Below are 16,834 nucleotides of genomic sequence, written 5' to 3' on the forward strand. Positions count from 1 at the left end.
ATTCGGCTGGCTCTCATATCGAGCTGAGTTCACGGAACCAACGCCAGCAAGTTCTCGACTAGCTCCTTGAGCTCCGAGCGCTGCTCAGCACCCTCTTGGTACATCGAGCGCTGGAGGATCTGCTCAGCAGCCATGTGAGGCCAGAACTTGTCGATCACATCATCCGCTTTGACACGCACCGCCTGGCCTATGATTTTCTTAGCGTCGCAGGTATCGGTGAAGGCCACCCTTACCCCGGTTTGAGTATCAATCATGTCAGGGCACAGATAGTTCTCGATTTCCCGCTTACGGGTGGAATAGAAGGGCCTACCTCTTCCTTCTACTTCCTGCTTGCGCTTGGCAATTGACGCGACCTGCTCCGGGCTGCCGCCAATGTCAGAGTCTAGGAACACGCACCATGGCAACCCGAGGTCATCGGCGAGATTGAGGGTGACCCAGTGCTTCACGCTGCCACAGCCGCCAATCAGAATCGGAACGATGCCGGCATCCTCAAGACTGGACGGGAGATGTCCGCCAGCCTTCAGGGTATTGGCGGCATGACGGAGGAAGGTGACGTCTGATTTACCTTCAACAAGCACGACGCCTTTCGCCCGCTCCATCCCCGTTTCGGGGAGCACACCCAGACTCTCTGCGGCCTCCTTGAGCACATCGTTATTGGGCATCTTGACGATGGGGATACAGTTCTCATCCTTGGTCACATAGCGGATGCCATCGATGGGCATCAGGCCGGCCAGAGCAGGGACGTGGGTGGTGACGATGATCTGCCGGTTGGGTTGGTTGGAAAGCTCCAGCAACGCCTTCATCAGCATCATCTGGTAGTTCGGGTGCTGGGAGGTCTCTGGCTCTTCGATGGCGTAAATCACATTGCACTGGGAGCCCACTACTGCCTTCTCCGCCTCGGCGCGGAAGAAGTTGAGCAGGATCAGGCGGCGCACGCCGCTGCCGCGCTTGTTAATCGGAATACCGTTCTCACCATCTAGAGTGAAGCTGAAGCTCCACTTGGGCTTCTCCTTAAAGCGCGGGGTCAACTCGTTGGCCAGCTCGGGGGCCATTTCCCGCAGCTTGTCGAGGGTACGCTCAGCAACATTCAGCACACTGGCTTCGATCTGCTGCTCCAGCGCGCTGATCTGAGCCTGCAGCGCGGCCTGAGCCTCCTTGACAGCCTGCTGCAGCGGATTCTTGGCCTCGGCGTCGCCATCGCTGCTTTCACGATCCGCCTTGAACAGGGCGAAGGTGGGCAACTGGGCCTCGATCTTTTCCCAGATGGGTTTGTTGTCCGCCGAGATTCCTTTGCCGACTTCGAGCAGGGTTTCCTGGCAAACAATGGGTTGCACTGAAGCACGAATAGCCTGTCGCCACTGCGAAGCAACCCGCTGATCCGCCACCTGCTCTGCAATGCCTCGTTGTACACCGAGCTTTTTCAAAACATCCATCTTGAGGCTTAGCAGCCCAGCCAGCGCCTCATCCGCTGGATGCTGGCAGCGGATGGCGGTACGCTCCAGCTTGCCTGTACTGGCCTTGAAAGTTTTGACGATCTCCAACGCACTCTCGGCGTTGAGCAAGTATTCCTGCGCCAGGGAGGTCTGGGCATTTTCATCCAATACCAGCGCCTCAGGCAGATCATCAAACTCACAGGCGATCTCGAACTGCTCGGCACCCTCCGTCAGGCTGAAGCAGTTCATATCGCTTTTATCGGCCTTGACGTCGCCGATCTCAAAGAAGATCGCCAAGGCTTCGAGGATGGTCGATTTGCCACAGTCATTCCGACCAACGATGCCGGTCATGGCTTCGTCGATGGGAATGACTGTGGCGGCACGGTAGCCGCGAAAATGGGTGAGTTTGACTGACTTGAGGCGCATGGGGATTTCCTTATCTACAGCTGGTCAGCAAAGGCTTTTTGAGACAGCGCACTGAAGTTCAACACATCCAATTGATGTGCAGACTCTTGATTGCTCGTGAGCGATTTGCTTTTCCAGTAAACAGCTGAAAATTCTCTTTGCTTTTGCATATCCGGTACCGGAAGCTCAATAGCATAAAGCTCTTTTGTGCGAATTCCTTTTACCGTACTACCGGAAGAGCGGGCATAAATCAAATCCTTAACAAAAGGATCCAGCAACAAGAACAGGAGGTACTCCTGTGTCACCTTCCCTTTGGATCGCAGAGCTACCAAACGCTGACCAATTGCAACCTTCTCATACTCACCTAGCAAAGCAACATTTCCGAGCGGTGCTTCAGTAGTAAAAAGAACATCGTTCGCCCTGGGAAAGCCTCTCGTCATCCATGCGTCATAATTTTCTTCGGGAATGTACTCTCTCGGCTCATCATCGACATACCCACTCTTGACGTTCTTTGCCGTTATCAGAGGAATTCCATACTCGGACTTTTCGGGAGTCTTACCTCTGTAGTCAATGTAATCAACCAACTCCTGCAGCTTGTACTTTTGCGAGTTTGCATACCCAGAAGATGTGACAAGCTCGCCGAACATGTCCAGAAACACGGCGCGGAGGAAGTCGTTGGCGAGCTGGATGGCTTGCTGGCGTTTACGGCGGATGGAGTCGGCCTTGTCGAGGATGGCGGCGATGCGCTTTTGTTCGGGCAGGGGTGGGAGGGGGATTTGCATCGCCTCGAAATTGCCCTTATTAACAATCGCTACGGTAGTTGATGGAGCCATGGCCTCCATTTTCGGCTTTAAAAGCTGTAAAGCGTAGAAGCCATACTTGGCATCAACTCTATTCTCGTCAAAGATCACTGAGTTGATCTGTTGATTTGTGGCAACAGGCTTGCCCGCAATCGCCATCTTTCCAAGCGAACCTATACAGCAAACCATCACAGCATTCTTTGGCACAAGCTTAATTGCCGAGGCGCCTTTAGCAGACAAGGTTCTTGGCGCACTCGTTACATAATTATCCAGACCAAGCTCAGCAGGAGTGACAAACGGAATATCCCCGCCAAAGTTTTGATCATCCACCGTTGATGGCGTTTTTCCGGTAACAACCTTTGCCACTTCTCTTATGGCAACAAGAGGCCAACTCACAGCATCCCCTCCAGCTCATCCAGGTCCGCCAGAATTTCCTGCTCCAACCCTTTTAGCCGTTGCAGAATCACCTTCGGGTCTTCGTACTGCTCCTGCTGGTACTCCACTTCCTTGTAACGGTTGATGGAGAGGTCGTACTTGTTGGCGGCGATGTCCTCGGCTTGCACGACAAAGGCCTTTTTGCGCTTGTCGCCGAACAGGGTGTTGATGGTGCTGGTGCTGATATTGCCTTCGACCATCTTCCGGTATTTGTGCCACTGGGCGATGGCGTCGGGAAGGTCGTTGCTGCCCTCGCCTTTCAGCTCGGTGCGTTTATCGTCCAGCGAGTAACCGTCGGCTTGCAGGTCATAAAACCACACACGCTCGGTAGCGCCGCCTTTGGTGAAAATGAGGATGGCGGTGCTGACGCCCGCGTAGGGTTTGAACACACCGCTGGGCAGGCTGACGATACCTTCCAGCTGGTTGTTGTCGAGCAGCTCCTGGCGTAGTTGCTGGTGTGCCTTGCTGGAGCCGAACAGAACGCCGTCCGGCACGATCACAGCGGCGCGGCCACCGAGCGTGAGCGAGCGGAGGATATGGGCGACGAACAGCAGCTCGGTCTTTTTTGTTTTCACCAGGCCGAGAACGTCGGGGTTGGTGTTGGTTTCGTCCAGGCTGCCTTTGAACGGCGGGTTGGCCAGCACCACGTCGAAGAAATCCTGCTCCTGACGCGGATAGTGCTCCTTGATGGATTTGCTCAGGGAGTCCTGGTAACGGATGTTTGCGTCGTTCACCCCGTGCAGCATCATGTTCATGCTGGAGACGCGCAGCATGGTGGTGTCGAAGTCGAAGCCCCAGAACATCTGGCTGTTGATGTGCTGGCGGTAGGGTTCGAGCAGGTCGCCGGAGTAATGCAGGTTGCCGTCTTCGTCGCTGAAGGTGCCTTCCGGGCTGGAATGCATGCGGTTGAGGTATTCCATGGTGCGGGCCAGGAAGCCCGCAGTGCCGCAGGCCGGGTCGCAGATCAGCTCAGTCGGTTGCGGGGCGATCAGTTCGATCATCGCGTCGATGATGTGGCGCGGCGTGCGGAACTGGCCGTTGATGCCGGCGGTGGTGAGCTTGCTGAGCAGATACTCGTAGATATCGCCCTTTACGTCGCTCTGGGTCAGCGGCAGGTCGTTGACCATCTCCACGGCGGAGGTGAGCACGGACTCGTTCTTAATCTCCAGATCGGCGTCCTGCATGTACTCGCTGATATGGCCAAGGCCTTCACGCTCACCGCCCTCGCCTTCGGCGCTGCCGAGTTGGGCGAAGAACGGGTAGACCTTCTGCCTGAGGTGGCTGTGCAGCTCCTTGCCGCTCATGTTGCGGAAGTTCTTCCAGCGCAGCAGCTGGCCTTCCGGGTTATTGGGAAACAAGCGGGCAAAGTCTTTACCGGTGCGGTTGGCTTTGCGCTCGGCGACGTCTTCCTGCATGTCGAGCATGCGGGCGAACATCAGGTAGCTGATCTGCTCGATCACGGTCAGCGGGTTGGTAATGCCGCCGGTCCAGAATTTTTCCCAGAGCTTGTCGATATCGTTGCGGATTTTGCCGGTGAGCATTCGAGGTACTTCTCTCGCTAAAAAGGGGGTCAGGCCTGCGGCAGCGCTTCGCTGTCGTGACTGTTGTGATTTATTTGCAGTGGCAACTCTTCGGTGGACTCATCCGCCTCGTCGAGCGCCTCGACGATCAGCGAGAGTCGCTCGCTTTCGAAATCCATGTGGGTTGGCTCCAGCGCCGGCAGCGTCTTGCTGACCTTGGCCGACAGCTTGTTGAAGCGTTCCACCTTGCCGTACAGGCCCTGCTTGCCAGCCAGTGCCTTGACGGTGTCGTTGTAGTGGTTGCTCACGGTATTGAGCGTTCCTCCCAGCTTGCCGAGGCGCTCGGCCACGGTGCAGACCTGGTTGTAGATCTCGCCGGCCTTCTCGCTGATCTCCCGTGCTTCGGCATTGCTGCGCTCGATCATCCAAAGGTTGGAAACGGTACGCAGGATCGGGATCAGGGTGGTGTGGGAAACCAGCACGATGCCCTTCTTGTAGCCGTACTCGAACAGATCCTTGTTGTGCTTCATGGCCTCGATGTAGGCCGGCTCGATGGGCATAAACATCAGTACAAAACTGGGGCTGCGCATACCAACGAGGTTGGTGTAGTCCTTGGAAGCCAGGTCATCGATGTGCCGGCGTACCGCTTTGACGTGCTCGGCCATGGCCAGCTGGCACTCTTCGGTGGACTCAGCTGCTACCGCACGGTCATAGGCGACCAGCGAGACCTTGCTGTCGATGATGATGTGTTTGCCATCAGGCAACTTGATCAGATAATCGGTCTGCTTGGAGCGGCCCTCGGCATCTTTGAAGGCTGTCTGCACTTCGTAGTGAGCCTCTTCGATAAGGCCACTCATTTCCAGCGTGCGACGCAGTTGCGCCTCGCCCCAGGCTCCGCGCTGCTGGGAGTCGCCCTTGAGCGCCGAGGTGAGATTGTTGGCCTCTTTGCTCATCTGCAGGCCGATTTCCAGCACCTTTTTGATTTCAGAGTTGAGACTGGTGTTGCCCTGCAGGGACGCATCGTGAACTTCGTTGATGCGCTTCTGGAAGCCTTCGATCTGCTCACGGAACGGTTTAAGCATGCCGTCGATACTGGTTTGGCTGGTCTGGGTGAAGGTCTTGCCCTTCTCCTCGAAAATCTTGTTGGCCAGGTTCTCGAATTCCTGAGTCAGCGACTTGCGCGCATCTGCCAGTTGCGTCATCTGCTCCTGGAAGTGCTCCTCGCGCTGGCTCAGGGTGGTTTTGAGCTTGGTGTGCTCGGATGACAGCGTGTTGAAGCGCTCCTGGAGTTCGCCGAACGCCTTTACCTGCTCATTCAGATGCTGCTTGGTTTCAGCCAACTGCTCGCGGGCATCGCGCTCGGAGGTTTCCAGCGACTTGGCGCGCTTGCCTTCGGCAGCCAGCTCATCCTTCAGGCGGTCACGATCTGCATGCAGTTGCTCGTTGGTGGTCTGAGCCTGTGCCAGACGATCCCGCAGCTCTGTCACCTGCTTCCCACTGTTATCCAGGGCCGTCTTCAGCTCAGCGTGCTGATTACTAAGCGGCTGATAACGCCCCAGCAGCTCGTTGTACTCCAGAGCCTGTGCAGCCATCTTCTGGCGAATTTCAGCAAGCTGCTCACGGGCCTCCCGCTCCCCCGTTGCGGCCACCTTGGCGCTGGCATCCAGATTTGCCAGTTCGTCCTTGAGAGTGTCGCGCTCACCTTGCAATGAGGTGATTGCAGTTTGCGCGGCTGTCAGACGATCACGCAGTTCAGAGACTTGCTCCTGCAGCGCTCGCCCTTCGGCTTGAGCGGTTTCCAGGCGTTTGGCGGCTTCGTTATACTGTCGGCTGGAATCGTCCAGCTTCAGCTGCAACGCAGCCTGTGCGTCTTTGCCTTCCTGCTGTTCCTGATTCAGCCGAGTCACATTGTCGAAGGCGGCCTGCAGCTGCGCCTTCAGCTTAGATTCTGCGACCTGCAGTTCATGGCCGCGCGCCTCTGCCGCCTTGAGCTGCTCGCTCAGCGCTGCGCTGCCGGCCACTGCCGTCGTTTGAGCCTGCTGGGCCAGCTCAAGCTGAGCCGCCAGCAGACTGAGTTGCCGGCCCTGACGCAATGCCGCAGCGAAATAACCCAGTAACGCGCAAGCCAGTGCGAGTACGGCTGTGATAACGATGATGTCGGTAGTCCATTGACTGGCTTGCATGTGCACTCCTAGTGACTGGTAGGCGGGGTTTCCCCGCGCAAGAAGGGCTTGAGCACGGCCACCAGCTCACCCACGTCGGCTGGCGTAAACACACCGTCGATGCCTTCGTGGGAAATGCTGGAGAACGGAGCGTCGTAGAGCTTTTCGATGACGATGCTGCCGTGCTGGGCGATGTAGCTTTTGAGCAGGTTCATGAAGCGCACCTGCTGGGCCGTGAGGCTGGGGTGGGCATGCAGGAACTGGGCGAAATGCTGCTCGATGGCCTGCACGTCCAGGCCAATCAGCTCGCGCACGGTCAACTGAAGCTCGCTGGCGGTGCGGCCATAGAACTCGTTGAGCACCTGCAGGTTGACGCCGGGGTGGGTGGTGAGGATGGTCGAGGTGAGCGAATTAAGCTCCTGCTCGGCAATCGGTTCGCCCTTGTGGATCTTCTGCAGAGTCGGATTGGCGGCCAACATGCCGTCGAGGATGTCCTTGAGACGGCGGCGGTAGCTCATCGCCTCGTTGGCACCGGCGATCTTGATTTCACGCTCAGCCTCCTGCACTCCACTATCGGCGGTGCGGGTACCCGGGGTGTTGTAGAGCGGACCATCCCCCGACTTGCGATACTTCATGATCCCGCGCAGTTCCTGGCGGGCACGTTCCAGCTTATCGACGCAGGCGTTGAGCCAGAAGTCCGCGCTGCGTACCTCGGCGATCAGCGCGTCCTTTTGCCGAACGGCCTGGATATTTATGGCGAGCTTGTCGAGCTCCTCCAGCAGCGTGATCTTGCCATCCTCGAAACAGCTGGCCTTTTCCACCATGCAGATTTCGATGCCGGCGATGAGCTTGTCGAGCGCGGTAGCATGTTTGTCCCGCAGTACACGGGCCGACATCAGCGGCGCAATGGTGGTCACCAGCAGGTGCTGAACCTTGGCATCGAACCTTTGCAGTTGGTCGCCCTGCTGCAACTGGTGCACGGCCCGCAGCTCACGTTTGACAGCAACGCTGCTGTCCGGCAGGTCATTGATGTCAGCACGCAGCAGTTCGATGGCTGCATCGAAGGCAGCAGCATGGTTGTGCTTGAGCGCGGCCTGCGCCAGCTCCAGACGTGCTTCGAAGGTGGTCTGCAGGAGCGACTTGCCGCCCTTGTCCTCGGGTTCCTCGTACTCCTGCTCGAAGAAGTCGAAATTGCCGTAGTGATCGAAGATGAGGAACTCGGCCTTGTGCTTGCCTTGACCAAACAGGTTGGGACTCAGGCGCGTGCCACGGCCGATCATCTGCCAGAACTTGACCCATGATTTGACCGGTTTGGCGAATACCAGGTTGACCACTTCCGGCACGTCGATACCGGTGTCGAGCATGTCTACCGAAATGGCGATGCGGAAGTCGTTGCCCGGTTTCTTGAACTCTTTGATCAGGGTGTCCACATGCGGAATTGCGTTGTGGATGACCTTGCAGACCTTGGCCCCATACTGCGGGTAAAGCTTGCAGAAGAGTTTTTCCAGATGCTCGGCGTGGTCCTGGCGCTGAGCAAAGATGATGGTCTTGCCAACCAGTGAGCCTGTTGCATCCTTGATACCGTTGTTGATCAGGTTTTCCAGGATGATGCGGTCAGTGTCTTCGCTGAAGATTTTGCGACCGATGTCTTTGCCGGCAATGGTGGTGCGCTTGGCTTCTTCCTCGCCGAGGTCCTCTTCGAGCTGGCGCCTCTGCTCGTCACTCAGGTCGTTGTAGTGAATGCCGTCACGCAGAAAATCGGTGGTGAGATCGCGCACGCGGAACGGTACCAGATACGGCGGCTCGTTGTTGATGGCGGCATCCAGCCCGAACTCGAAGGTGGGGTCGGTGGTTTCGCAGTCGAAAATATCGAAGGTGTTTCGGCTGATGAACCTCACCGGGGTGGCGGTGAGGCCGACCTGCAGGGCATCGAAGTAGTCGAACAGGTCGCGGTACTTGTTGTAGATGCTACGATGGCTTTCGTCGGCGATGATCAGGTCGAAGAAGCCGACATCGAGCTGAGCGAAGCGGTTCATCATACCCGGATAGGTGGCGATGTAGACGCGGGCGGTCTGGTCGACCTTGTTGGTTTCACCAATCACGCAACGCGGTTCGCTGGGCAGGTTCTGCTTGAAGGCCTCATCGGCCTGTACACGCAGCTCTTTGCGGTCACAGAGGAACAGCACGCGCTTGGCCCAGCCGGTGCGCAGCAGCAATTCGGCCAACGCGATGGCCACACGGGTTTTGCCGGTGCCGGTGGCCTGGATGATGAGGGCCTTGCGGCGCTGCTGCTGGAAGTGCGCAGCGACGGTTTTGATTGCTTCGATTTGGTAGGGGCGATCAGCAATGCTGAGCTCAGGGTTGTGTTTTTCCAGCGCGGGGATGCGGTACTGGCGCTGGTAGGCCAGGTATTCCAGGCTGTCTTTGCTGTAGAGGCCGTACACCGGGCGATAGGTGTTGTATTGCTTGTCGTCCCAGATAAAGGTTTCGTAGCCGTTGCTGTAGAAAATCACCGGACGCTGCATGCCCATGCGTTCGAAACCATCAGCGTACATGCGGGCCTGTTCGCGCCCGGTTTGCAGGCTGATATTGCCGGACTTCTTGGCCTCGATCACGGCCAGGGGCTGACCGTTGTCGCCCCACAGCACGTAGTCCGCCTTACCTTTGCCGGAGACGTTCTCGGGGAAATCGACCTCCACCTCCTGGCCAACCTGCGCGGGGTTGCTGACATCCCAGCCAGCTTGCAAGAGCATGGCGTCGATCAGCAGTGAGCGGGTCTTGGCTTCACTCCAATGCAGGCTGTCGGCAACCTTCTGGCTCTGCTGCTGACGCTTTTGCTGGTCGGGCTTGGCGGGCGCTTCAATCTTGTCGAGGTGGCGGGTACGCTCCTGCTCCAGCTTGTCCATGACGCGCTGCAGCTCTTCCTGGTACTGGTTGAGGTCCTTCTCGTAGCTGGAGACGGTTTTCTGCAGGCTGGCCAGCGCAGCCGTTGGGTCCTGCACGTCAGCAAACTCGGGGATCGCTGCCTGCACGGTGCCGTAGTACTTGATGGCCATGTACATGGCCAGTTGGTAGGCAGTCTTCAGTGCCAGCTGTGCGTTGCGCAGCTCGCCTTCGGCACCATGGGCAGTGTCGTTACCCTGGATACGCAAGAAGTTGATCTGATGAACCAGGGGTTTGTTGACGCAATCAACAAACACCGGATTTTTAACCAGATCGTAGAAGCTCGACTGCGGCATACGCGGCAGAAGCTCTTCCTTGTAGATGGCCTTGGTCAGTTCTTCGGCAAAGCTACGCAGACGAGTGAGCGCACTGCCAGGATCGATGTGCAGTACGGCTTCGGCAAGACCGGCGAGGTTTGCCAGCAGCTCATTGCCGGGGCGGAGGAACTCAAAGTTGACTGATTTCATAAAGGCGATTCTGTCCATGACGACCCTATAGCGAGGACCGTGCCAGTTTTATTCAATGCCGTATTTGTCCATCCAGTTGCTCAGCGTTTGCTGGCTTTTAAGGCCTAGCAGGCCGGCCGCCCGAGTCTTGTTGTTGCCGGTAAGCTTCAAAGCCTGACGCAAATAATGCCCAGCAACCTCTGAAATTATCTCTTGCAAATCAATACCTTGAGAAACATCCAAGGAAGTTGGATTGTGCTGCCCCCGGGGTAATTGGAACAGTGCCTGCTCAATATCCGCAGCGCCAATCACGTCACCCGGACACCAGAGGGCAGCGCGCAGCAACGTCGATTGCAACTCACGCACATTGCCTCGCCAAGCGCCGCAGAGGATAAGTTTTTTTGCATCTACGGAAATTTTCTTACCCTTTAGCGATTCGTCCCGCTCTGCAATTCCGCTCAAGAGGGAATCAGCCAACAGCAGCAAATCACCCTCGCGCTCACGCAGTGGCGGTAGATGCAGGACACCGATGGCAACGCGATAGAAAAGGTCCTCCCGGAAACCACCTTCTGCCACGGCGTGCATCAGATTGCGGTGAGTCGCAGTGATTAGTCGCACATCCACTCTGACGTCCTGGCTGCCTCCGACTGGAGTTACCACCCCTTCCTGCAGCACTCGTAGCAAACGCACCTGAGCATCACAAGTCAGCTCACCAAATTCATCCAGGAACAGGGTTCCACCATCAGCCTGCTGAAAAACACCGGCGCGACTCTCAACAGCGCCGGTGAAAGCCCCTTTGCGGTGACCAAACAATGTGGAGTCAATCAGCTCCGGCGGGATAGCGCCGCAGTTGATCGCAACGAATGCCCCAGATGAACGGGGACTAGCATTGTGAATAGCTCTGGCGAATAGTTCCTTGCCAGTGCCCGTTTCACCATAGATCAGAACAGGCACCTGCTTTTGAGCAAGAACCTGCGCCTGAACCTTGAGCATGAGCATGCGCTCGCTCTGCGTAATGATGCTGTCAAAGGCCGCATTGGCTGGAGCGTGGCCGTCAGCAAGCTGAAGCAGCTTGTCGTCTGTAATCGTGTTTGCAGCCGGGACATATTCCGCTGCGATCTCGAATGGCACATCGACCTTCTGCACACCCTGTTCTAACGAGGCCTGGTAGAAGGTGACTGGGTAACGGGTCTTGCCGAGCAAAATCCAAACAGCCTGCATGGCTGGGGTGCCGGGACTGAGCAAGATGGATAGCTGTATGCCGGAGGCTTGAAGCCGCGCTAGGTGGGTATTGGCAGCCTGATAGATATCTCCGAAATGCACAGGAGACCTGAGCGATTCATAGCTGACATTGATCTGCGCACCTACCTGCTCACGCAGCCAAGCCAGGTAGGGCTCAACCTGCTCAGCTGGGTAAGAAGAAAGCAATTCAACCTGATCGAAAGACTCTGCTCTCAGCGTCGAAAGCACAGGCCCAGCATCACTTCCTGATAGTGCCTTGAGGTCGTTGCCACCCACCCAGCAGAGCAGCACATTCTGCTTTTTAGCCACGCACCTAACCCTCTATTTTTTATTCGCTTCCGCATGCGCGACTTACCAGCACCGTGCTTTGCCTCACAGTTTTCTGGACAGTAAACCTCAACCTGGCGCCAGACTTGAGCGAACCCTTGAGGCTCTCGCCAAGCAGCGAATTGACGTTGTCGATCAGCTACATAGGCACTCCCCGCCCTATTGACCAGCGCCGTCATCCACGCAACGCGCATGACGCTGATAGCACTGCGCCTTCCTAACCGATACTAATCCCCCACCGCTTGCAAGCCAATCTCAATTGGCAACCAATTGGCAACCAGAACGATCATTTTTGATAAGCCATGAAAAACAGCAGGCATAAAAAAATCCAAGCACTCGTAAGTGCTTGGATTTCTTGGAGTTTTTTGGTCGGGACGGAGTGATTCGAACACTCGACCCCTTGCACCCCATGCAAGTGCGCTACCGGGCTGCGCTACGCCCCGACTGGGCTTTGAAGCATGTTCTCAATCTTGCCGAGAACGTTGAAGAATGTACCCTAACCCTCTGATAAATGAAAGCTTTTTCTCAAAAAAATTTCCATTCATCAGAAACCCGGTTTACTTCTTCAAAACCACCAACACATCCTCCAACTCAACAATCATCTGCCGAATCAGCTGCTTGTACTGGCTGGATTCATCTTTAGCCTCATCACTGGAGAGCCTCAACCGCGCCCCGCCAATGGTGAACCCCTGATCATACAGCAGCGCACGAATCTGGCGGATCATCAGCACATCCTGGCGCTGGTAATACCGCCGGTTCCCCCGCCGCTTCACAGGGTTCAGCTGGTCGAACTCCTGCTCCCAATACCGCAGCACGTGTGGCTTTACGGCACACAACTCGCTCACTTCACCAATGGTGAAGTAGCGTTTGCCCGGTATGGGGGGCAGTTCGTCGTTATGGCTTGGTTCCAGCATAGGCCTCAACCCGGGCCTTCAACTTCTGCCCTGGACGAAAGGTGACGACGCGCCGTGCGGTGATCGGGATTTCTTCCCCTGTCTTGGGGTTACGGCCCGGCCGCTGGCGTTTGTCGCGAAGGTCGAAGTTGCCGAAACCGGACAGCTTGACCTGCTCGTTCTCTTCAAGTGCGTGCCGAATTTCTTCGAAAAACAGCTCGACCAGCTCCTTGGCCTCACGCTTGTTAAGCCCCAGCTCCTCGTACAGCCTTTCGGCCATCTCAGCTTTCGTCAGAGCACCCATGCCGTTATTTCCTTAACGTGGTGTTCAACCTTTGTTCGAGCGAGGTGAGGATGTTTTGCAGGGTAGTGTTCACCTCATCGTCGTTAAGAGTGCGCGATGGATGCTGCCAGGTCAAGCCGACGGCAAGGCTTTTTCTATCAGGATCAATGCCTTTACCTTGGTACACATCAAACAGCCTGAGGTCTGTGAGCCATTCGCCTGCATTGTCACGAATTAATTCAAGCACCGCGCTAGAAGCCACATCACGTCCTGCGATCAAAGCCAGGTCACGACGGGTTTCCGGGAACTTGGACAGTTCGCTGAATTTCGGCAGGCGGCCTTCGACCACGTCGCCCAGCACCAGCTCGAACAGGAACACCGGGCGGTCCAGGCCCAGGGCCTTGGCCAGCTCTGGGTGAATGGCGCCGAGGTAGCCGACCAGTTTACCGTCACGCTCGATGGCAGCGGTCTGGCCTGGGTGCAGGGCTGGGTGTTTGCCGGCGCTGAAGGTGAAGTCGCTCAGGGCGCCGGAGTAGCCCAGCAGGGCTTCCACGTCGGCTTTGACGTCGAAGAAGTCGACGCCGTCGCGGCCGTTGGCCCAGCCTTCTGGCAGGCGGCTGCCGGTGATGACGCCGGCAATCATTGGCTGCTGCTGCAGGTCACCCAGTTGGCCGACAAAGCGCAGGCCGCTTTCGAACAGGCGCACGCGGTCTTGCTGGCGGTTCAGGTTGTGCTGCAGTGCCTTGACCAGGCCCGGCCACAGCGAGGCGCGCATGGCGGCCATGTCGCTGGAGATGGGGTTGGCCAGCAGCAGCGGCTCTACGCCCGGGCTGAACAGTTCGAACAGTTTCGGGTCGATGAAGCTGTAGGTGATGGCTTCCTGGTAGCCGCGGGCAACCAGCAGGCGGCGCAGGGTCGGCAGGTCACCGCGGGTTTCCGGCTTGCCCTGTGGGGCCAGGCGGGCTTGCGGGTAACGAACCGGCAGGTTGTTGTAGCCGTACAGGCGGGCCAGCTCTTCGATCAGGTCCACTTCCAGGCTGATGTCGAAGCGGTGGCTTGGTACGCTGACGGTCCACTGCCCTTCCCCGCTCTTGGTCGTGGTCAGCTCGAGGGCGTTGAGCAACTGCTCGACCTGGGCTGGGTCCATTTCCATGCCAAGCATCTGGGTGATGCGTTCGGCGCGCAGGGTGACCGGGGCTACTTGTGGCAGGTGCTGTTCGCTGACCGCTTCGACCACAGGGCCGGCTTCGCCGCCAACGATGTCCAGCAGCAACTGCGTGGCGCGCTCCATGGCTTCGCGGGCCAGTTGCGAGTCGACGCCGCGCTCGTAGCGGTGCGATGCATCGGTGTGCAGGCCGTAGGAACGGGCTTTACCGGCGACGGAAATCGGCTCGAAGAAGGCGCTTTCCAGGAACAGGTCGCGGGTTTTTTCGGTGTTCACACCGCTGTGCTCGCCCCCCATGACGCCGGCGATGGCCAAGGCGCGGGTGTGGTCGGCGATGACCAGGGTGTCAGCACGCAGGGCCACTTCCTGGCCGTCGAGCAGGACGAGCTTTTCGCCCTCTTCGGCCATGCGCACGCGGATGCCGCCGTTGATTTCCGCCAGGTCGAAGGCGTGCATCGGCTGGCCGAGTTCGAGCATCACGTAGTTGGTGATGTCGACGGCGGCGTCGATGCTGCGAACGTCGCTGCGGCGCAGGCGCTCGACCATCCACAGTGGGGTTGGCTTGCTCAGGTCGACGTTACGGATAACGCGGCCCAGGTAGCGCGGGCAGGCAGCCGGGGCGCTGACTTCGACCGGGCGCACTTCGTCATGGGCGGCCGCTACGGCTGGCACCACCGGGCGGGTGACCGGGGTGTCGTACAGGGCGCTGACGTCGCGTGCCAGGCCGGCGATGGACAGGCAGTCGCCGCGGTTCGGGGTCAGGCCGATTTCGATGCTGGCATCATCCAGGCTCAGGTACGTGCGAATGTCTTCGCCAACCGGAGCGTCGGCAGCCAGTTCCAGCAGGCCGTCGTTTTCTTCGCTGATCTGCAGTTCGGCAGCCGAGCACAGCATGCCGAAGGACTCGACACCGCGCAGCTTGGCCTTCTTGATCTTGAAGTCGCCTGGCAGTTCGGCACCGATCATGGCGAACGGGATCTTGATGCCTGGGCGGGCGTTAGGGGCGCCGCACACAACCTGGAAGGTTTCCTGGCCGCTGCTTACCTGGCACACGCGCAGCTTGTCGGCGTCCGGGTGTTGTTCGGTGGCGAGAATTTCGCCCACGACGATGCCGCTGAACTGGCCGGCAGCGGGGGTAACGCTGTCAACTTCGAGGCCGGCCATGGACAGGCGGGCGACCAGTTCGTCACGGGAGACTTGCGGGTTGACCCAACCGCGCAGCCACTGTTCACTGAATTTCATGCTGTTCTCCTGAAAGTTGCGTCGATTGGGCCTAGCGGAATTGGGCTAGGAACCGCAGGTCGTTGTCGAAGAACAGACGCAAATCGTTGACGCCATAGCGCAGCATGGCCAGGCGCTCGGCACCCATGCCGAAGGCAAAGCCCTGGAACTCTTCTGGGTCGATGCCGGACATGCGCAACACATTCGGGTGCACCATGCCGCAGCCCATCACTTCCAGCCAGCCGGTTTGCTTGCACACGCGGCAGCCGTTGCCGGAACACATCACGCACTGGATGTCGACTTCTGCAGACGGCTCGGTGAAGGGGAAGAACGATGGGCGGAAACGGACCGCCAGTTCTTTCTCGAAGAATACGCGCAGGAATTCTTCGATGGTGCCCTTGAGGTCGGCGAAGTTGATATCGCGATCGATCAGCAGGCCTTCGACCTGGTGGAACATCGGCGAGTGGGTGATATCCGAGTCGCAGCGGTATACGCGGCCCGGGCACACAATGCGGATGGGCGGCTGGGTGGACTCCATGGTCCGCACCTGCACCGGCGAGGTGTGGGTGCGCAGCAGCATGTTGGCATTGAAGTAGAAGGTGTCATGCATCGCCCGCGCCGGGTGGTGGCCAGGGATGTTGAGCGCTTCGAAGTTGTGGTAGTCGTCTTCCACCTCTGGGCCTTCGGCAATGCCGTAGCCAATGTGGGTGAAGAACTGCTCGATGCGCTCGAGTGTACGGGTGATCGGGTGCAGGCCACCGGTGGCCTGGCCGCGGCCTGGCAGGGTGACGTCAATGCATTCGGCAGCCAGGCGAGCGCTGAGCTCGGCTTCTTCAAAGGCAGCCTTGCGGGCATTGAGCACAACGGTGACGCGCTCTTTGGCGTCGTTGATCAGCGCGCCGACTTTCGGCCGCTCTTCGGCTGGCAGGTTGCCCAGGGTCTTCATCACCTGGGTCAGTTCGCCCTTCTTGCCGAGATAATTAACCCGGATCTGTTCCAGGGCGTTGATGTCTTCAGCGCGTTCCACGGCCTCTAGGGCTTGGGAGACCAGCGCATCCAGGTTTTCCATGTACAGACTCCAGATACGAAAATAGGGGAAGAGCTTTGAAGGCTCTTCCCCTATCGATGACGTTCAATGCCCGGCAGCGCTAGCACCGCCGGGTGATTGTCGCGGGTACTTAAGCCAGAACGGCTTTAGCTTTCTCGACAATCGCAGCAAACGCCGCTTTTTCGTTCACTGCCAGATCAGCCAGAACCTTACGGTCGATTTCGATCGAAGCCTTTTTCAGGCCAGCAATCAGACGGCTGTAGGACAGACCGTTGGTGCGGGCACCGGCGTTGATACGAGCGATCCACAGTGCGCGGAACTGACGCTTCTTCTGGCGACGGTCGCGGTAGGCGTATTGGCCTGCCTTGATGACCGCTTGCTTGGCTACACGGAATACGCGCGAACGTGCACCGTAGTAACCTTTAGCCAGTTTCAGAATTTTTTTGTGACGCTTACGAGCGATAACGCCGCGCTTAACACGAGCCATGAGTAACTTCCTCTATCTTAACCA

At 58.0% G+C, this 16,834-nt stretch carries 11 protein-coding genes and 1 tRNA gene; all 12 read right to left on the reverse strand.

Translation table 11 applies throughout. From position 1 onward, the window contains the following. Window positions 1-29: 29 nt before the first annotated feature. The 12 genes from LMH93_RS17090 to rplT all read right to left on the reverse strand — a co-directional run bounded on the left by LMH93_RS17090 (window position 30) and on the right by rplT (window position 16,810). A complete protein-coding gene (locus tag LMH93_RS17090; protein ID WP_070096660.1) occupies window positions 30-1,859 on the reverse strand; it encodes an AAA family ATPase in 1,830 nt (609 codons plus the stop codon). A gap of 14 nt (window positions 1,860-1,873) precedes the next feature. Next, complete coding sequence (locus LMH93_RS17095) at window positions 1,874-3,034, reverse strand: restriction endonuclease subunit S (protein WP_070096659.1); 1,161 nt, start codon at window positions 3,032-3,034, stop codon at window positions 1,874-1,876. Next, window positions 3,031-4,614 (reverse strand): type I restriction-modification system subunit M, encoded by a 1,584-nt coding sequence (locus LMH93_RS17100; RefSeq protein WP_070096658.1) that lies wholly within the window; start codon window positions 4,612-4,614, stop codon window positions 3,031-3,033. Before LMH93_RS17100 ends, LMH93_RS17095 begins: the two co-directional genes overlap by 4 nt. 29 nt (window positions 4,615-4,643) lie before the next feature. Further along, the gene (gene rmuC / locus LMH93_RS17105) at window positions 4,644-6,776 is read right to left on the reverse strand and encodes a DNA recombination protein RmuC (RefSeq protein ID WP_230064411.1); all 2,133 of its coding nucleotides are present in this window, start codon (window positions 6,774-6,776) and stop codon (window positions 4,644-4,646) included. Window positions 6,777-6,784: 8 nt separating this feature from the next. After that, the gene (locus tag LMH93_RS17110) at window positions 6,785-10,165 is read right to left on the reverse strand and encodes a type I restriction endonuclease subunit R (protein ID WP_070096657.1); all 3,381 of its coding nucleotides are present in this window, start codon (window positions 10,163-10,165) and stop codon (window positions 6,785-6,787) included. A 48-nt stretch (window positions 10,166-10,213) separates the two neighbouring features. Beyond that, entirely contained in the window at window positions 10,214-11,695 is a 1,482-nt protein-coding gene (locus LMH93_RS17115; protein ID WP_070096656.1) for a sigma-54 interaction domain-containing protein, read from the reverse strand. 384 nt (window positions 11,696-12,079) lie between these two features. Beyond that, window positions 12,080-12,156 (reverse strand) — tRNA-Pro (locus LMH93_RS17120). Between the two features lie 114 nt (window positions 12,157-12,270). Then, window positions 12,271-12,627 carry a MerR family transcriptional regulator gene (locus LMH93_RS17125; RefSeq protein WP_003250681.1) on the reverse strand — a complete coding sequence of 119 codons (357 nt, stop codon included), beginning with the start codon at window positions 12,625-12,627 and terminating at the stop codon, window positions 12,271-12,273. Then, window positions 12,608-12,910 (reverse strand): integration host factor subunit alpha, encoded by a 303-nt coding sequence (gene ihfA, locus LMH93_RS17130; RefSeq protein WP_003250679.1) that lies wholly within the window; start codon window positions 12,908-12,910, stop codon window positions 12,608-12,610. The genes LMH93_RS17125 and ihfA overlap by 20 nt, the downstream gene beginning before the upstream one ends. 4 nt (window positions 12,911-12,914) lie before the next feature. Then, complete coding sequence (pheT, locus tag LMH93_RS17135; RefSeq protein WP_004574323.1) at window positions 12,915-15,296, reverse strand: phenylalanine--tRNA ligase subunit beta; 2,382 nt, start codon at window positions 15,294-15,296, stop codon at window positions 12,915-12,917. A 31-nt stretch (window positions 15,297-15,327) separates the two neighbouring features. Further along, window positions 15,328-16,344: a phenylalanine--tRNA ligase subunit alpha gene (gene pheS, locus LMH93_RS17140; protein ID WP_003250674.1), complete on the reverse strand. Its 1,017-nt coding sequence runs from the start codon at window positions 16,342-16,344 to the stop codon at window positions 15,328-15,330. A gap of 109 nt (window positions 16,345-16,453) precedes the next feature. Beyond that, the gene (rplT, locus tag LMH93_RS17145; RefSeq protein ID WP_003250671.1) at window positions 16,454-16,810 is read right to left on the reverse strand and encodes a 50S ribosomal protein L20; all 357 of its coding nucleotides are present in this window, start codon (window positions 16,808-16,810) and stop codon (window positions 16,454-16,456) included. Window positions 16,811-16,834: the final 24 nt, after the last annotated feature.

Origin of the sequence: Pseudomonas sp. CIP-10, assembly GCF_020911845.1 — a bacterium.
Taxonomy (GTDB): domain Bacteria; phylum Pseudomonadota; class Gammaproteobacteria; order Pseudomonadales; family Pseudomonadaceae; genus Aquipseudomonas; species Aquipseudomonas alloputida.